Source organism: Ensifer sp. MJa1, assembly GCF_037026475.1.
Classification (GTDB): Bacteria; Pseudomonadota; Alphaproteobacteria; order Rhizobiales; family Rhizobiaceae; genus Ensifer.
Genome location: NZ_JAKUMO010000021.1, coordinates 49,868 through 66,056, shown reverse-complemented (window position 1 = coordinate 66,056; position 16,189 = coordinate 49,868). Strand labels below are relative to the sequence as shown.

At 63.0% G+C, this 16,189-nt stretch carries 12 protein-coding genes and 1 pseudogene; 7 read left to right on the top strand and 6 right to left on the bottom strand.

Features of this window, described 5'->3' with window-relative positions:
- Nucleotides 1–8: 8 nt before the first annotated feature.
- Nucleotides 9–1,133, bottom strand: coding sequence for a DNA replication/repair protein RecF (recF, locus tag MKZ91_RS24330; protein ID WP_336173597.1), 1,125 nt, complete (start codon nt 1,131–1,133; stop codon nt 9–11).
- Nucleotides 1,134–1,337: 204 nt separating this feature from the next.
- Between recF and MKZ91_RS24325 the strand changes: the two genes are divergently transcribed.
- The gene (locus MKZ91_RS24325; protein WP_336173648.1) at nt 1,338–1,982 is read left to right on the top strand and encodes a DUF47 domain-containing protein; all 645 of its coding nucleotides are present in this window, start codon (nt 1,338–1,340) and stop codon (nt 1,980–1,982) included.
- Nucleotides 1,982–2,986: an inorganic phosphate transporter gene (locus tag MKZ91_RS24320; protein ID WP_336173596.1), complete on the top strand. Its 1,005-nt coding sequence runs from the start codon at nt 1,982–1,984 to the stop codon at nt 2,984–2,986. The genes MKZ91_RS24325 and MKZ91_RS24320 overlap by 1 nt, the downstream gene beginning before the upstream one ends.
- Before the next feature lie 48 nt (nt 2,987–3,034).
- On the opposite strand, the gene MKZ91_RS24315 is transcribed toward MKZ91_RS24320, so the two are convergent.
- Both MKZ91_RS24315 and MKZ91_RS24310 read right to left on the bottom strand, forming a co-directional pair.
- On the bottom strand, nt 3,035–4,489 hold the full coding sequence (locus MKZ91_RS24315) for a serine hydrolase (protein WP_336173595.1): 1,455 nt from the start codon (nt 4,487–4,489) through the stop codon (nt 3,035–3,037).
- Between the two features lie 77 nt (nt 4,490–4,566).
- A complete protein-coding gene (locus tag MKZ91_RS24310) occupies nt 4,567–5,466 on the bottom strand; it encodes a LysR family transcriptional regulator (protein ID WP_336173594.1) in 900 nt (299 codons plus the stop codon).
- Nucleotides 5,467–5,609: 143 nt separating this feature from the next.
- Here MKZ91_RS24310 and MKZ91_RS24305 point away from each other — a divergent pair, with 143 nt between their 5' ends.
- The 3 genes from MKZ91_RS24305 to MKZ91_RS24295 all read left to right on the top strand — a co-directional run bounded on the left by MKZ91_RS24305 (nt 5,610) and on the right by MKZ91_RS24295 (nt 8,112).
- Nucleotides 5,610–6,359: an SDR family oxidoreductase gene (locus MKZ91_RS24305; protein ID WP_336173593.1), complete on the top strand. Its 750-nt coding sequence runs from the start codon at nt 5,610–5,612 to the stop codon at nt 6,357–6,359.
- A 221-nt stretch (nt 6,360–6,580) separates the two neighbouring features.
- A complete protein-coding gene (locus tag MKZ91_RS24300; protein WP_336173592.1) occupies nt 6,581–7,216 on the top strand; it encodes a DUF1326 domain-containing protein in 636 nt (211 codons plus the stop codon).
- Between the two features lie 5 nt (nt 7,217–7,221).
- Nucleotides 7,222–8,112 carry a DUF2182 domain-containing protein gene (locus MKZ91_RS24295; RefSeq protein ID WP_336173591.1) on the top strand — a complete coding sequence of 297 codons (891 nt, stop codon included), beginning with the start codon at nt 7,222–7,224 and terminating at the stop codon, nt 8,110–8,112.
- A gap of 63 nt (nt 8,113–8,175) precedes the next feature.
- On the opposite strand, the gene dnaJ is transcribed toward MKZ91_RS24295, so the two are convergent.
- The 3 genes from dnaJ to MKZ91_RS24280 all read right to left on the bottom strand — a co-directional run bounded on the left by dnaJ (nt 8,176) and on the right by MKZ91_RS24280 (nt 14,003).
- A complete protein-coding gene (gene dnaJ / locus MKZ91_RS24290; protein WP_336173590.1) occupies nt 8,176–9,309 on the bottom strand; it encodes a molecular chaperone DnaJ in 1,134 nt (377 codons plus the stop codon).
- Nucleotides 9,310–9,563: 254 nt separating this feature from the next.
- Complete coding sequence (dnaK, locus tag MKZ91_RS24285) at nt 9,564–11,486, bottom strand: molecular chaperone DnaK (protein ID WP_336173589.1); 1,923 nt, start codon at nt 11,484–11,486, stop codon at nt 9,564–9,566.
- Between the two features lie 258 nt (nt 11,487–11,744).
- Nucleotides 11,745–14,003 (bottom strand): transglycosylase domain-containing protein, encoded by a 2,259-nt coding sequence (locus MKZ91_RS24280; RefSeq protein ID WP_336173588.1) that lies wholly within the window; start codon nt 14,001–14,003, stop codon nt 11,745–11,747.
- 716 nt (nt 14,004–14,719) lie between these two features.
- Between MKZ91_RS24280 and MKZ91_RS24275 the strand changes: the two genes are divergently transcribed.
- Nucleotides 14,720–15,634, top strand: coding sequence for a DMT family transporter (locus tag MKZ91_RS24275; protein WP_336173587.1), 915 nt, complete (start codon nt 14,720–14,722; stop codon nt 15,632–15,634).
- A 96-nt stretch (nt 15,635–15,730) separates the two neighbouring features.
- A pseudogene (locus MKZ91_RS24270) lies at nt 15,731–16,161 on the top strand (hypothetical protein).
- Nucleotides 16,162–16,189: the final 28 nt, after the last annotated feature.

The following is a 16,189-nucleotide window of genomic DNA, read 5'->3' as shown; positions in this document are numbered from 1 at the left end:
TATTCTGCTTACCCCGTCACGCTGCCGTGCGAAACGGTCAGGAACCGGCCGCGATCGCCAAGAGCGTCGAACATCGCGCGGTCCGTCCCGGTCATGAAGGCCTGGCCGCCGAGCCCGTCGACGAGGTCAAACAGCGCCGCGCGTCTGTTGACATCGAGATGCGCGGCAATCTCGTCAAGTAGCAGCACCGGCGCGTGGCCGGTCATGTCGCCGACGAGACGCGCATGCGCCAGCACCAGGCCGACGAGCAGCGCCTTCTGTTCTCCGGTCGAACACCGTGCGGCTTCCATGTCCTTCTTGCGGTGGCGCACGAGCAGGTCGCTGCGGTGCGGCCCGTCGAGCGTGCGGCCGGCGGCAGCGTCGCGCGGCCGTCCGTCGCGCAGCATCGTCAGATACTGTTCTTCCAGATCGTAGGCCGGGCGATGGCTTTCGTCGTCGAGAAAGCCGGAGAGCGCCAGCCGGGCCGAGGGAAAGACGCTGTCATCGACATTGCGCTCGACCAGCGCGGTCAAAAGGCCGAGCATCTCCTGCCGCGCCAGCGCCATGGACACCCCGAGGCCGGCCATCTCCTTCTCGATCGCCGTCAGCCAGGCCGGGTCCGGGCGGTAGTCGCCGAGCAGCCGATTGCGGCTGCGCATCGCCCGGTCGAACTCGCTGGCGCGCCGGCCATGTTCCGGATCGAGCGAGAGCACCAGCCGGTCGAGGAAGCGGCGGCGATCGGAAGAAGATCCGGTAAACAGCCCGTCCATCGAAGGCGTCAGCCACAAGACGCGCAGGTGGTCCGTCAACTCGTCGACGGTTGCAGCCGGCGTTCCGTTGAGCCGCAGCCGGCGGGATTGGCCTTCCGCAGCACCGGCAGTACCGGTGCCGATCTCGACCGGGCCCTCCATGCCCTCGACCTCCGCAAAGACGGAGAAGCCGTCGCTCGCACCGACCCGGGCGACATCGGCATAGGCCGCGCGTCTCAGCCCCCGTCCAGGCGACAGGAACGAGACCGCCTCCATCAGATTGGTCTTGCCGGCGCCGTTGTCGCCGGTCAGCACCACATGGCGCTGGTCGAGCTCAAGCGACAGCGCCGCATAGTTGCGGAACTCCGTGAGCTTCAGGCGGTTGAGAAAGACCTTGTGTGGCATCGGCGGTCCGGATTCGACATTGGGCGCCAGCTAGGACGAAAGCGCCTGTCAAGGCAAGGCGAAATGGCCAGCGCGTCGATATCACCCGGGATCGGTCGATATCGGCAGGGGAAAGGCGGAAAACCCCTAGGATCAGGTGCTTTTCTTAGGCGCCGCGGTCAAATATGACAGTTTTATGACAATCCATGAATGGACATATTTCTGATGCTGGCCTGGTTCCGCAAACTGCTTCCCCGCGAGGATCGCTTTTTTGATCTCTTCGCAAAACATTCGCGCGCTGTTGTCGGTGCTGCCGATGCGCTCGACAAGCTGCTCGCCGGTGGCGAGGATATCGAGAAACACTGCGACAGGATCGTCGCGCTCGAGGATGAGGCGGATCATATCACCGCCGAGGTGCTGCTGGCGGTTCGCCGCTCGTTCATCACGCCTTTCGACCGCGGCGACATCAAGGATCTGATCCAGTCGATGGATGATGCCATCGACATGATGCACAAGGCGGTCAAGACGATCCGGCTCTACGAACAGAAGAGCTTCGATCCCGGCATGCGCGAAATGGGGACCACCGTCGTCAAGGCGGCCCACCTGATCGCAGAGGCCATTCCGCTGCTCGATCGTATTGGTGCGAACCACGCGCGGCTCATTGCGATCGCCGAAGAGATCACTCGCATCGAGGGTCGCTCCGACGAACTGCACGACCAGGGCCTCAAGGACCTGTTCCGCCGCCACGGCGCCAGCAACCCGATGGCCTATATCATCGGCAGCGAGATTTATGGCGAACTGGAGAAAGTCGTCGACCGCTTCGAGGACGTCGCCAATGAGATCAGTGGCATCGTGATCGAGAACGTCTGATGGATGCGACGCTCGCCTTTCCGTTGCTGGTCGGACTGATCGGCATCGCGCTGTTCTTCGACTTCCTGAACGGGCTGCACGATGCCGCCAACTCGATCGCGACGATCGTCTCGACGCGGGTGCTGAGACCGCAATACGCGGTCATGTGGGCAGCCTTCTTCAACTTCATCGCCTTCCTGTTCTTCGGCCTGCATGTGGCCGAGACGCTCGGCAAGGGGATCATCGATCCTGGCATCGTCACGCCGCTGGTGATTTTCGCCGCGCTGATGGGCGCGATCGTCTGGAACATCGTCACCTGGCTCTTCGGCATCCCGTCGAGCTCGTCGCACGCGCTGATCGGCGGCCTGGTCGGTGCCGGCCTTGCCAGCACCGGTTTCAGTTCCATCGTCTGGACCGGCCTTCTGAAGACGGTGGGCGCAATCTTCATGTCGCCGGCGATCGGCTTCTTCCTGGCGCTTCTGCTGGTGCTGATCGTCTCCTGGATTTTCGTCCGCCAGACGCCGTTTGCAGTCGATCGTACCTTCCGCGTGATGCAGTTCGTCTCGGCCTCGCTCTATTCGCTCGGCCATGGCGGCAACGATGCGCAGAAGACCATGGGCATCATCGCCGTGCTTTTGTTCTCGCAGGGCTATCTCGGCTCGGAGTTCTACGTGCCGTTCTGGGTGGTGATCACCTGCCAGGCCGCGATCGCGCTCGGCACGCTGTTCGGCGGTTGGCGCATCGTCCACACCATGGGCTCGAAGATCACCAAGCTCAACCCGATGCAGGGCTTCTGTGCCGAAACCGGCGGGGCGATCACGCTCTTTGCCGCCACATGGCTCGGCATCCCGGTGTCGACCACGCACACCATCACCGGCGCCATTATCGGTGTTGGAGCGGCCCGCCGCGTCTCGGCGGTACGCTGGGGCCTTGCCGGCAACATCGTCATCGCCTGGTTCATCACCATGCCGGCGGCAGCCGCGATTTCGGCGCTCAGCTACTTCGCCATCGATCTGTTCTTCTGATCAAAGCGGACACCGTCTCCCACCCTTCGACAAAGGCGGGAGACGGTGTCAGTTCTCCACGCGCGGCGCCGGCATATCCCGCCCAGCTTGATGCAATGTCAGCTTTTTCGCACGCGTTCCTTCGACGGTAAAACTGATCTGCGCATCGACGAGTTTCGCAAAGAAGCGGTGTTCTGCTTCGGGGAAGATCTCGAGCCGGTCCTGGCCCGTGGCCTGTGCAAACAGCCTGTCCGCATCGCGAAAGATCGTCAGATCGAAACCGGGCGCTAACCGGTAGGTGCCGAGGTAGGCATCATAGATTGCCGGATCGACCGCGATGACGGCTCGGCGCACAGGCGCCGGTGCAAGAGGGACGTTTCGATTGAGCAGATGTTGGCCGATATCGTCGACGCCGACTTCGGTCGACGTGTTCGAGAGCGCCACGACGCCAACGCCCGTCGCGGGACGGTAGCCGACGAAGGATCGATAGCCGCCGGTGCCGCCATTGTGCCAGATGACCCGATCGTCACCCTTGCCCGTGACAATCCAGCCAAGCGCCTGCTCGTTTTGGTCGTCTCCGAGGGGGTGCCGGGTCGTGAGCAACGCGGCGAAGGCTGGCGTCAGCGGTGAAGGCGTCCGTCCCATCGCCGCTTCCAGGAAGACCAGCAGATCATCGGCGGTGGAACGCAGCGCGCCCGCACCCTGCAGGCTTGCCAGATCCCAGTCGCTGACCGGCTCCAGAGCCGCGTTGTGGCCCGTCGCCTGCCGTCCCGACCAGGCCGGCTGTGGTGTAATCGCAGTGTCCTTGAGGCCGAGCGGGGTCGCGATTCGGCTCACGACGAGATCCTCGTAGGAAAGGCCTGCCTTTAGGCCGAGCAGGTGGCCGAGCAGGCCCGCGCCGAGATTGGAGTATTCGTGCGCAAGTCCGGGCCGATGGACCGGCTGATGGCTGGAAAGGAAGGCGTAGAGCTTGTCGGCGTCGTAGTCGGCATAGGGGTTGTCGTTGTCGGCCGGAAGCAGATTGCCCGGCAGTCGCGGCAATCCGGACATGTGCGTTGCCAGGTGTTCCAGCGTGATGGGCGCCTGCTTTTCCGGCATCTTCACATCAGGCGGAAGCAGTGAGGAAACGGGCGTATCCAGGCGCAAGGTCCCTTTTTCTGCCGCATCGGCGAGAAGCAGCGCCGTGAACACCTTGGTCACCGAACCGATCTCGAAGATGGTGCGTCCGTCGACCGGGCGCGGATCACCCTTGGCCGGATGGCCATAGGCGATGACGCGTCGGCCATCGGCATCGATGATGCCGACGACGATGCCGATTGACTGCTTTTGCTCGTCGATGCGCTCGGCAAGAATCTTTCGAATATCTGCATCGGTCGGAGCGAAGGATGGAGGGTTCGCATGAGCGGTGGTGCCAAGCGCCATGAGGAAGATCCAGTTGAGAACGAGGTGCCGCATGGTGAAAATATAGGAGACCCATTTGGGGTTGTATGGGATGCCAAGGCAATGCCAGCCGCTTTCGGTCAAGATCGCGTCAAGGGCTGACTGAAGAACGGCGAGGGCAACATCCCCGGCAACGATTGCGCCGAGGTTCCGTGAGCGGTTCAGGGATCCCAATAGGGTGGATCGCCGAAGGTTTCCTTCAGATGTTGTGCGATCGCCCTCAGCTTGGCGGAGGCGCGCCGTCCCTCCCGATGCGCCATGTAGATGAATTCCGGCCCCGGACGCAGCCCGACATCGATCTCCCGCAACTGTCCGTCCCGCACGGCAGGGCCGGCGATGAAGGCCGGCAGAAGGGCGATGCCCAGGCCGGCTGCGGCAGCGTCGTGCATCATGTCGCCGTTGTTCATGCCGAGTGCCAGACGCGCCCGCACGACCGTCGCGCCCGATGGCCCCTCGAACCGCCAGTCGGAAACACCGCGATTGGTGTAGAAAATCCCGCGATGGCCGTCGAGTTCGGCAAGCGACGTCGGCGTGCCGTGACGGCCGAGATAGTCGGGAGAGGCCACGAGCAGGCGCCGGCTTGTGGCAAGCTTCCACACCATCAGGCGGGAATCGGCGATGACGCCATGGCGCACGATCGCGTCATAGCCCTCGGAAGCGGCGTCGACCCGGCGATCGTCGAGGTCGAGCGTGAGCTCGATCTCGGGATGTTGCGCCAGGAACGGATAAAGCGCCGGTCCAAGATGGCGGCGGCCGAAGCTGACCGGTGCGGCGATCCTGAGCGGACCTGTCAGCAATCCGCGACGTTCGGCCAGGTCGCTGGCGGCGGCTTGCACTTCGCTGACGATCCTTATGGCGCGCTCGCGAAAGGCAATGCCGTCCTCGGTGAGCGTCAGCTTTCGCGTCGTGCGGTGGAGCAGGGTGGCGTTCAGCCCGCGCTCCAGCTCCGCCACCCGTTCGCTGACCACCGATTTTGACAGCCGCAGCCGCCGCGCCGCCTCGCTGATCGAGCCGGCTTCGGCAACGGCGACAAAAGCGGCAATGCCTTCGATCTTCATCATCGTTCGGAGTTTCCGAATTCGAGTTCCAGGATTGGAAGACTAATCCGAACGATGATTTTCCGCCATATCTGTCTGCATTCGAGGACGGCAGATCCAACAAGGTGAAGCGTCCTCCTCATCAACCCAACGAGAGGACCTTCATCATGTCACGTTTGCAGAACAAGACGGCACTCATCACCGGCGGCACCAGCGGCATCGGCCTTGAAACCGCGCGCCAGTTCATCGCCGAAGGCGCACGCGTCGCGGTTACCGGAACCAACCCGAAGAACATCGCCGAGGCCCGCGCCATTCTTGGCGATGGCGCGCTGATCATCGAGGCCGATGCCGGCAATGTTGCCGGCCAGGCCGCCGTCGCCGACAAGATCCGCGCCGCCTTCGGCACGCTCGATGTCCTGTTCGTCAATGCCGGCATTGCCAAGCTGCAGCCGGTCGAACAATGGGACGAGGCAAGCTTCGACCGCTCGCTCGCCATCAACCTGAAGGGGCCGTACTTCCTCATCCAGGCGCTGCTGCCGGTGTTTTCCAAGCAGGCTTCGATCGTGCTCAACACCTCGATCAACGCTCATATCGGCATGCCGACGTCGAGCGTCTATGCCTTGACCAAGGCGGGCCTGCTGTCGCTGGCAAGAACGCTCTCCGGTGAACTGATCGGCCGCGGTATCCGCGTTAACGCCGTCAGCCCCGGTCCGGTTCGCACGCCGCTCCATGACGGCCACGCTCCCACCGTCGAGGCGAACAAGCAGGTTGTGGACGCGATTGCCGCGCAGATCCCGCTGGGTCGTTTCGGTCACGCGAGCGAAATCGCCAAGGCCGTCGTCTTCCTCGCTTCCGACGAGGCAACCTTCACGGTCGGTGCAGAACTGATCATCGACGGCGGCATGGCAACGCTTTGATCGCCTCTTTCCGGGCCTTGCAATAGAAGACGCAAGAGCCGTGTCCGACAACGCCGCATATCTGCCCGGATGTGCGGCGTTGTCGTGACGATATCCGCCGGCCTGCCGCCCGCCCGTTGGCATCGAAGGCGGCAAGGAGTATATTTCCTCGGTCTAATGGAAGCATCCGTTCGAAAGAATTCCGCGAAAGGCAAACACCGATCAGATCCCGGGAGGTGACGATGACGAGTGTGAAATGGATGTTGAAGGGGCGCGAATTCGTTCATTGCAGTTGCGCCTATGGCTGTCCCTGCCAGTTCAATGCTTTGCCGACGAAAGGCTATTGCAGTGCCGTGGGCGCCTTCGAGATCGAGGAAGGCTACCATGGCGACACGCCGCTCGATGGCTTGCGCTGCGGCATGATCGCCGCCTGGCCGGGTGCGATCCACGAGGGGCGCGGGCAGGTGGTACCGATCATCGATATCCGCGCCTCGGCCGAGCAGCGCGGCGCGCTTCTGCGCATCATGAGCGGCGAGGATACCGAACCCGGCGCGACCTTCTTCCAGGTCTTTGCCACCACCTTCGAAACCATGCACGATCCGGTCTTTGCCGAGATCGATTTCAGCGTCGATGTCGGTGCCCGCACCGCGCGGCTGAACGTGCCGGGCTGGATCGTCGCCCGCGGCGAGCCGATCCTGAACCCGGTGACCGGCGCGGCCCACCAGGCCCGCATCAATCTGCCCGAAGGTTTCGAATACGATGTCTGCGAAGTTGGGCGCGGATGGGCCGATACGACAGGGCCTTTGACGCTGGCACTTGCCGATTCCCACGCCCATTTCGCCACGATGCATCTGACCGGAAGCGGCGTGGTTCACTGACGCCGATGGCAGACACGGCACTCGAGACCCTGCTCAGACGCGACCGCGCCATCGTGGTTGCCGCGCTCGCCGCCGTAACGGTCCTCAGCTGGCTCTACATCCTCTGGCTGGCGTCGAGCATGGAGATGATGGCCGCTGCCCCGGCAGCGGGCGGGATGGATATGGGCGCTGACATGTCCGGCATGGACATGCCGATGGATATGCCAATGGACAGGCCAGGGGGCGCGGGTGAGGGCTCGACGACGTCCATCGGTGTTGCCGGTGCCCACCCCTGGAGCCCGGCGACATTTGCCTATGCCTTCGTCATGTGGGCAGTGATGATGGTCGGCATGATGGTGCCTTCGGCAACGCCGATGATCCTGCTATATGCCCGGGTCGGGCGGCAGGCCTCACAGCAGGGCAAACCCTTCGCGCCGACGGGCTATTTCGCCGGCGGCTACCTTGCCGCCTGGACACTTTTTGCAGTCTTCGCAGTCCTTCTGCAGTGGTTGCTTGACCGCGCCTTGCTGCTGACCCCGGCGCTCTCGAGCGCAAGCCAGGTCCTCAGCGCCTGTATGCTGGTTGCCGTCGGCCTGTATCAATGGACTCCACTCAAGGACCGCTGCCTCAGCCAGTGCCAGTCGCCGCTGCACTTCATCCAGAACCATGGCGGCTTCCGCGGACAGCCCGGCGCTGCCTTCGGCCTTGGCTTTCGCCACGGGCTTTATTGCGTCGGCTGCTGCTGGGCGTTGATGGGGCTGCTGTTTGTCGGCGGGGTGATGAACGTGCTCTGGATAGGCGCGATTGCCGTCTTCGTGCTCGCAGAGAAGGTGATCCCCCACGGCCGGCTGTTGACCCGTGCCGCCGGCGTGGCGCTCGTGGTTGCCGGGCTATGGCAGCTTGCGGCCATCTTCTGATGCAATGACGCCGCGCAACCGTATCCGGCGCGCGGCGCTGAAGGAGCCGAATGGCTCTCGGACTTAGTCGCTCAAGGTGTCGAAGAAATCCTTCATCCGGGCAAAGAAGCCCGTCGATTCCGGATTGTTGTCCTTGGACGAGATCTGCTCGAACTCCTGCAGCAGCTCGCGCTGGCGCTTGGTCAGCTTCTGCGGCGTTTCGATCTGGATCTGGATATAGAGGTCGCCGGATTGCGCCGAGCGCAGCACCGGCATGCCCTTGCCCTTCAGACGGAACTGCTTGCCGGCCTGGGTGCCTTCCGGAACCGTCACGCGCGACTTGGTGCCGTCGAGCGTGGTCACGTCGAACTTGCCGCCAAGGGCCGCCGTCGTCATCGAAATCGGCACGCTGCAATAAAGGTCGGCGCCGTCGCGCTGGTAGAACTCGTGCGGCCTGACCGAAAGGAAGATGTAGAGGTCGCCGGACGGTCCGCCGCGAAGCCCCGCTTCGCCTTCACCGGAAAGCCGGATGCGCGTGCCGTCCTCGATGCCGGCCGGAATGTTGACCGAGAGCGTGCGCTCTTCGGTAACGCGGCCCTGGCCATGGCACTTGCCGCAGGGGTCGGTGATCGTCTGGCCGCGTCCGCCGCAGGTGGGGCAGGTGCGCTCGATCGAGAAGAACCCTTGAGCGGCGCGCACACGGCCGGAACCGTGACAGGTGCCGCAGGTCTTGGGGCTGGTGCCGGGCTTGGCGCCGGAGCCGGTGCAGACGTCGCAGGTGATCGAGGTCGGAACGCGGATCTGCGCGGTCTTGCCGGAGAAGGCTTCCTCGAGCGAGATCTCCATGTTGTAGCGCAGGTCCGCGCCGCGTTCGCGGCCGCCGGACGAGCGCCGCTGGCGCCCACCGCCCATCATCTCGCCGAAGATGTCCTCGAAGATGTCGGAGAAGCCGCCGGCAGCACCGGCGCCGCCGAAGCCGTTGCCCATGCCACCCTGCTCGAAGGCGGCGTGACCGTAGCGGTCGTAGGCCGCGCGCTTCTGCGGGTCCTTGAGCGTCTCGTAGGCTTCGTTGATTTCCTTGAAGGTCTTTTCCGCTGCGGCGTCACCGGGGTTCTTGTCCGGGTGATACTTCATCGCGAGTTTGCGGAAGGCGCTCTTCAGCTCCTTCTCGTCGGCATTCTTGGCAACCCCAAGCGTTTCGTAGAGATCACGTTTCATTCGTCGAAGATTGTCCTGTTCGCAGGCGTACCAGCGCGGGGGCTCGGCGGCTGCCCAATTACCTTGCCACCGATTTAGTAAACCTTGAAGCGCGATACCATAGCCCTAAGGGCAGAGGATGCGGTTTTTTGTCGGAAAAGTAACGTTTGCGGCGGGTCTGGGCGTCCGTTGTCATCCCTGCTCGGAAAGCTGGAGCCTGCGGGCAACAAAAAAGCCCGGGCGAACCCGGGCTTTTCGTCTGTTTGAAGGGCGACTTAGGCCGAACGCTTGCGGTCGTCCTCGTCGTTGACTTCTTCGTAGTCGGCATCGACGACATCGCCGTCACGGGCAGCGTCAGCGGCTGCGTCCGCATGGGCGGCTTCCGTCTGCTGCGCTTCGTAGATCGCCTGGCCGAGCTTCATGGAGACTTCCATGAGGGTGTTGGTCTTGGCCTTGATGTCTTCGGCATCCGGCTCAGAGGCTTCAACAGCCGTCTTCAGCGCGGCAATCGCGTCGGAGATCGCCTTGCGGTCGGCTTCCGAAACCTTCTCACCGTAATCCTTCAGCGACTTCTCGCTGGAGTGGATCAGGCTTTCGGCCTGGTTCTTGGCTTCGACACCCTCGCGACGCTTCTTGTCGGCCTCCGCATTGGCTTCGGCGTCCTTGACCATCTTCTCGATGTCGGCGTCGGAGAGACCGCCAGATGCCTGGATGCGGATCTGGTGTTCCTTGCCGGTGCCCTTGTCCTTGGCCGAAACCTGCACGATGCCGTTGGCGTCGATGTCGAAAGTGACTTCGATCTGCGGCATGCCGCGCGGTGCCGGCGGAATGCCGACGAGGTCGAACTGGCCGAGCAGCTTGTTGTCGGCGGCCATTTCGCGCTCGCCCTGGGAGACGCGGATCGTCACGGCCGACTGGTTGTCGTCGGCGGTCGAGAAGGTCTGCGACTTCTTGGTCGGGATCGTCGTGTTGCGTTCGATCAGGCGGGTGAAGACGCCACCGAGCGTTTCGATGCCGAGCGACAGCGGGGTGACATCGAGCAAGAGAACGTCCTTGACGTCGCCCTGCAGAACGCCGGCCTGGATGGCAGCGCCCATGGCGACCACTTCATCCGGGTTCACACCCTTGTGCGGCTCCTTGCCGAACAGCTGCTTGACGGTTTCCTGGACCTTCGGCATGCGGCTCATGCCGCCGACGAGAACGACTTCGTCGATCTCGGCAGCCGAGACGCCGGCGTCCTTGAGGGCCGCCTTGCACGGTGCGACGGTGCGCTGGATCAGGTCGTCGACCAGGCTTTCGAACTTGGCGCGCGACAGCTTCATCGTCAGGTGCTTCGGACCGGAAGCGTCAGCCGTGATGAACGGCAGGTTGATTTCGGTCTGCTGCGACGAGGACAATTCGATCTTGGCCTTTTCAGCAGCTTCCTTCAGGCGCTGAAGAGCGAGCTTGTCGTTCTTCAGGTCGATGCCCTGTTCCTTCTTGAACTCGCCAGCCAAGTACTCGACGAGACGCATGTCGAAGTCTTCGCCGCCGAGGAAGGTGTCGCCGTTCGTCGACTTCACTTCGAAGACGCCGTCGCCGATTTCCAGAACCGAGATATCGAAGGTACCACCGCCCAAGTCGTAAACGGCGATCGTCTTGCCGTCCTTCTTGTCGAGGCCATAGGCGAGCGCTGCCGCGGTCGGCTCGTTGATGATGCGCAGCACTTCGAGGCCCGCGATCTTGCCGGCATCCTTGGTTGCCTGGCGCTGGGCGTCGTTGAAGTAGGCCGGAACGGTGATGACGGCCTTTTCGACCTTTTCACCGAGGTAGGATTCGGCCGTTTCCTTCATCTTCTGAAGGATCATGGCGGAGATCTGCGACGGGGAGTAATCCTTGCCGTGCGCTTCGACCCAGGCGTCGCCATTGTCAGCCTTGATGATCTTGTAGGGCACCATGCCCTTGTCTTTTTGCGTGGTCGGGTCCTGGAAGGTACGGCCGATCAGGCGCTTGATCGCAAAAAGGGTGTTTTCCGGATTGGTGACCGCCTGGCGCTTGGCCGGCTGGCCAACGAGACGTTCGCCGTCTTCGCTGAATGCCACCATCGAGGGGGTCGTGCGCGCGCCCTCGGCATTTTCGATCACCTTCGCGTCTTTTCCGTCCATGACGGCGACGCAGGAGTTGGTCGTTCCCAAGTCAATACCAATAACTTTAGCCATGTCGTTCTCTCCTTGCAGCGGACTGTCGGAACCCGGTCAGGCATTCGTGGGACAGCCCCTAACGGGATGGTCTTTGGATTTCTTCGCAGCCGAGACTGCGCCGATGCGGCGTATATAAGGACCGGCGTTTCGGACTGCAAGGCATTCTGCGGGGCGTTTGGGGGCAAATGCAAGCCCGGGAATTGCCTAGCGAGAAATGGCCCATGCAACGCGGGCGCTGCGCAGCAGGCTCCGCCGGTCAAAAAAGGCTTGCGCCGGTCAGCCGCCGGTCAGGATGTCGAAAAGCGTGGTGCGGCGTGTGGTGCCGGTTGTCTCGCCGACATCGGCTGGCGGAACCAGCCCACCATTGCCCTGGTCTGAACTCTGCCCGCCCCATTGATCGCCGCCCTGGTCGATCGGACGCTGCCCGACCGAAACCGCGCCGTCGACGCCGACAGGCGCATCCGGGAAGGCTTCCGGATCGCCGGACATCAGGTCGCCCGGCGGGGAGCCGGCGCCTTCGTCGAAGACTGGCTGCACGCCTGTCGTGCCGAAGAGCGGTGAGGGTGAAAGGCCTTCGTGCGCGGCCATCATGTAGTCGTGCCATGCCTTGGCCGGCAGACCGCCACCCGTCACCTTCTTCATCGACTTGCCGTCGTCATTACCGAACCAGACGCCCGTCGTGAGGTTCGAGGTGTAGCCGACGAAGAGCGCGTCGCGGAAAGACTGCGTCGTGCCGGTTTTGCCGGCCGCCTCCCAGCCCTTCATCTGCGCTTTCTTGCCCGTACCCTTGGTCAGCACCCGCACCATCATCTGGTTCATTTCGCTGACGATGGCCGGATCGAGCACGCGCGGTGGGTTGTCGTAGGTGTTCTCGTAAAGCACCGTCCCGTCGGCCTTGGAAATGCGGCGGATCACGTGCGGGGTTGCCTTGAAGCCGCCGTTCATGAACGGCGCATAGGCCGACGTCAGCTCGACGAGGCTGACTTCAGAGGTTCCGAGCGCGATCGAAGCGTTTGCCTGCATCTCGGAATCGATGCCGAGACGGTGGGCGACCTTGACGACGTTCTGCGGTCCCACTTCCATCACCAGCTGCGCGGCGATGGTGTTGAGCGAATTGGCAAGTGCATCGGCGATCGTCACCTCGCCACGGTATTTCTGGTCGTAGTTTTCAGGCGTCCAGTTGCCGATCCGGACCGGCCCGTCATTGCGGATCGACATCGGCGTGCGGCCGATCTCAAGTGCGGCGGCGTAGACGAAGGGCTTGAAGGCGGAACCCGGCTGGCGCTTGGCCTTGGAGGCGCGGTCGAACTGGCTCTCTGCATAGTCCTTGCCGCCCACCAGCGCCCGGATGGCGCCGGTGCCGTCGATCGAGACGAGCGCGGCCTGCGAAGCGTCGAGCTTCTTGCCGTCGGCGTTAAGCGTCGCGCTGATCACCTCCTCAGCCTTCTTCTCGAGGTTGAGGTCGATGGTCGTATCGATGATCAGGTCTTCCTTGATCTCGCCGATCATGCCGGGAAGCTGGTCCATCACCATGTCGGCGACATAGTGTTCGGCGCCGGACCAGTAGCTCTTGGCCTTGGTCGGTGTCTGCGACATCGCCGTCTTGATTTCGCTGTCGGTGATGTAGCCTTCCTCGCGCATGGCACCGAGAACGACCTGGGCACGCTCTTCCGCAGCTTTCGGGTCGCGGGCCGGCGACAGGCGGGAAGGGGCCTTCAGAAGACCGGCGAGCAGCGCCGCTTCGCCGAGGTTCACGTCGCGCGCTGATTTGTTGAAATAGCGCCGTGACGCGGCCTCGACGCCATAGGCGTTGGAGCCGAAGAACACCCGGTTGAGGTACATCGCCAGGATCTGGTCCTTGGAATATTTCTGCTCGAGCCAGAAGGCGAGCAGCACTTCCTGCACCTTGCGCTCGAGCGTGCGCTCCGGCGACAGGAACAGGTTCTTGGCAAGCTGCTGCGTCAGCGTCGAGCCGCCCTGGACCATGCGGCCGGTGGTGACGTTGGTCAGCATGGCACGGGCAAGACCCAGCGGGTCGATGCCGAAATGCGAATAGAAGCGCCGGTCCTCGATGGCGATGACCGCCTGGGGAATGTAGGGCGACATGTTCTCGAGCGACAGCGCTTCGCCGCCAGTGGTGCCGCGATTGGCGATCACGTCGCCGCTGACGGCGAGAATCTTGACGTTCGGCGGACGCTCGGGGATCGACCAGCTTTCGGCACTCGGCATACGCGCGCCGTAATAGAGCACCAGGCCGCCAACACCCATCGCACCCCAGATGCCAAGCACGATGCACCAGTAAAACAGCGTACGGACAAGGCCAATCAGGCCGCCACCACCGGAGCGGCGCCGGCCGCCGCTACCGCGCTTGGCTGTCGTCTTCTTCTTCCTGCTATTGCCCGAGGACTTGGCTCGGGATGGCTTGCGGCTCGCGGTTACGCGGTCACTGGCCTCGACGCGGAAATCATCGTCATCGTCCTCGTCCCCGCCGAACGAGGGCTCGATCCGCTGTCCTGACCTGCCGCTTGTTGCCATGCCGTTTGATCTATCCCTCACCGCTTTGCGGTGGCCCTTGGCGCAACCATTGCGGCCAATCGATTTCGACGGCGGTCACGGCGTCGAACGCCCATCCGCCACGGCGACCCGGTGAACTTTAAATGCGGCAATTTAAGGGGGAGTTAAGAAGCGAAAGGTGAAATACCCATGGTCTTCAACAGCTTGCCTGCGGGACCTTGCCGCGCGCTGCTGCTCGTGGCATGGCCTGTGCCGACACCACTCCTTGCGATGTTGCCGTCGTTATCGTCGTCAAGAGGACGTCGTCCCAGAAGCACATCAGCGTGTCAGATGCGTCGATGAGCGAAAATCGCAGGCGCTCTTCTACTCGATGGCCGTGCGCAGCGGGTTTCCTTGACCAACTCGATCGGCGGCATCGGCGACGGTTGATTTGCGTTGCACAAGCGAGCGCCCTTGCGCATCGACTTCACGTTTTTGTGCAATGCAAAAAACGGACTTGAAAATGGTGCGTCGCATAATTATTATATGACTTATCGAAGCGCTGCACCTCCTCCCGCGGCGCCCGATGCGGATCGGTGGCACTCCTCCTCCCAGTCACCGATCAAGTTTGAGAGCCCCGTGCACCTCCTCCCGCGCGGGGCTCTTTTCATGTCTCGAACACGTCCGCGTTTCCTTGTATGTGGCGGTTGTCCGTGCGGAATTGGCAGCGCGGCACTTCTCGCAAGGTTCGGCGCGTTATGACGTCTCAGGCTTCCCCAGCACCCAGATCCTCCAAGACAAACGGTTATGTCTTCACGTTGCTCGCGATCGTCATCTTTTCGATCCAGGACGGCATCTCCAAGCACCTGGGCGCCATCTATCCGCCCGTCTTCGTGGCGATGATCCGCTATTGGGCCTTTGCGCTGTTTGCGATTGCGCTTGCCGCGCGCACCCGAGAGGGCCTCCGGGCCACGGCGGCAACCAGGAGGCCTTGGCTCCAGATCGTGCGCGGCGTGTTGCTGCCGACCCAGATCGTCATGGTGATCACCGCCTTTACCTGGGTCGGGCTTGCCCATTCGCAGGCAATTCTCGCGGCAACACCGCTGTTCGTCGCGCTTCTGTCGATGCCGCTTCTCGGCGAGCGCGTCGGCTGGCGGCGATGGCTGGCGATATCGGTCGGCCTTTGCGGCGTGTTGTTGATTCTGAAGCCCGATGACGGCACGTTCGACAGGACGTTTCTGCTGCCTCTCGGTGCCGCCGTGTTGTTTGCGCTTTATGTCATCGTCACCCGCCTCGTCAGCCGGCAGGATTCGGCGATGACCAGTTTCTTCTACAGCGGCGTCGTCGGCGCCGCTGCGATCAGCCTGGTCGGCCCGTTCTTCTGGGTGACGCTCGCGCCTGCCGATTGGGGATGGATGCTGCTCTTGTGCATCACCGGTTCCTCCAGCCATTATTTCCTCATCCGCGCCTATGAGGTTCTGGATGCCGTGGCCGTTCAGCCGCTCACCTATCTGCAACTCGTCTTTGCCTCGATCATGGGCGTGACGATCTTCAGCGAGACGCTGACGGTCAACATGATCGTCGGTTCGGCGCTGGTGGTGGCTGCCGGCATCTTCACGGTATGGCGCGAACGCGTCGTCGCCCGCCGTCGTGCGGGGTTGCCGCCCGCCTGATCGCCAGGCGCCCTCCTATCGATAATCCGGCGAATCCTGCTATGGCTTCGCCCTGTTGTTGTGCTCGGGTGCGAGCCCGGTACAAGGAGGGATGCCATGACGCTCAGATCCATCGTCTTTGCTCTCGGCGCACTGGCGGCGATGAGCGCGAAGGTCCTGGCACAGGATAGTGTCGCCTATGTCGACGATCGCTCCGACGGTGCGGCCGTTGTCCGCTCGCTCTACAATGCCATCAACCGCAAGGAGTATGCGCGCGCCTATGCCCGGACCGTATCGGTCGAGGTGAAGATCGGCAAGGCCAAGACCGAGGCCGGTGCGGGCAGCATCTATTCCGTGGTTCCGGTGGCGGTGAAATCGGTCGAGAAGAACGCACGCATCCGCTTCTTTCCGACTGCTACGTCACCCGCATCATCAATCCTTCGCTGCAGGTGCCGCCATTCACGCCCTACCAGATCGAAGCTGCCCGTTTGCGGGAGGTGAAGGGACCCCTGGAGCAGGCGTTGCCTGCGGTCTGCAACGCACCTTGAAGCGGGATGAGGTGGCGCTGCTTACGCT

Excerpts from the sequence above, each read along its gene's own strand:
- recF (WP_336173597.1), bottom strand. The coding sequence starts at position 1,133 with ATGCCACACAAGGTCTTTCTCAACCGCCTGAAGCTCACGGAGTTCCGC.
- MKZ91_RS24325 (WP_336173648.1), top strand. The coding sequence starts at position 1,338 with ATGCTGGCCTGGTTCCGCAAACTGCTTCCCCGCGAGGATCGCTTTTTT.
- MKZ91_RS24320 (WP_336173596.1), top strand. The coding sequence starts at position 1,982 with ATGGATGCGACGCTCGCCTTTCCGTTGCTGGTCGGACTGATCGGCATC.
- MKZ91_RS24310 (WP_336173594.1), bottom strand. The coding sequence starts at position 5,466 with ATGATGAAGATCGAAGGCATTGCCGCTTTTGTCGCCGTTGCCGAAGCC.
- MKZ91_RS24305 (WP_336173593.1), top strand. The coding sequence starts at position 5,610 with ATGTCACGTTTGCAGAACAAGACGGCACTCATCACCGGCGGCACCAGC.
- MKZ91_RS24300 (WP_336173592.1), top strand. The coding sequence starts at position 6,581 with ATGACGAGTGTGAAATGGATGTTGAAGGGGCGCGAATTCGTTCATTGC.
- MKZ91_RS24295 (WP_336173591.1), top strand. The coding sequence starts at position 7,222 with ATGGCAGACACGGCACTCGAGACCCTGCTCAGACGCGACCGCGCCATC.
- dnaJ (WP_336173590.1), bottom strand. The coding sequence starts at position 9,309 with ATGAAACGTGATCTCTACGAAACGCTTGGGGTTGCCAAGAATGCCGAC.
- dnaK (WP_336173589.1), bottom strand. The coding sequence starts at position 11,486 with ATGGCTAAAGTTATTGGTATTGACTTGGGAACGACCAACTCCTGCGTC.
- MKZ91_RS24280 (WP_336173588.1), bottom strand. The coding sequence starts at position 14,003 with ATGGCAACAAGCGGCAGGTCAGGACAGCGGATCGAGCCCTCGTTCGGC.
- MKZ91_RS24275 (WP_336173587.1), top strand. The coding sequence starts at position 14,720 with ATGACGTCTCAGGCTTCCCCAGCACCCAGATCCTCCAAGACAAACGGT.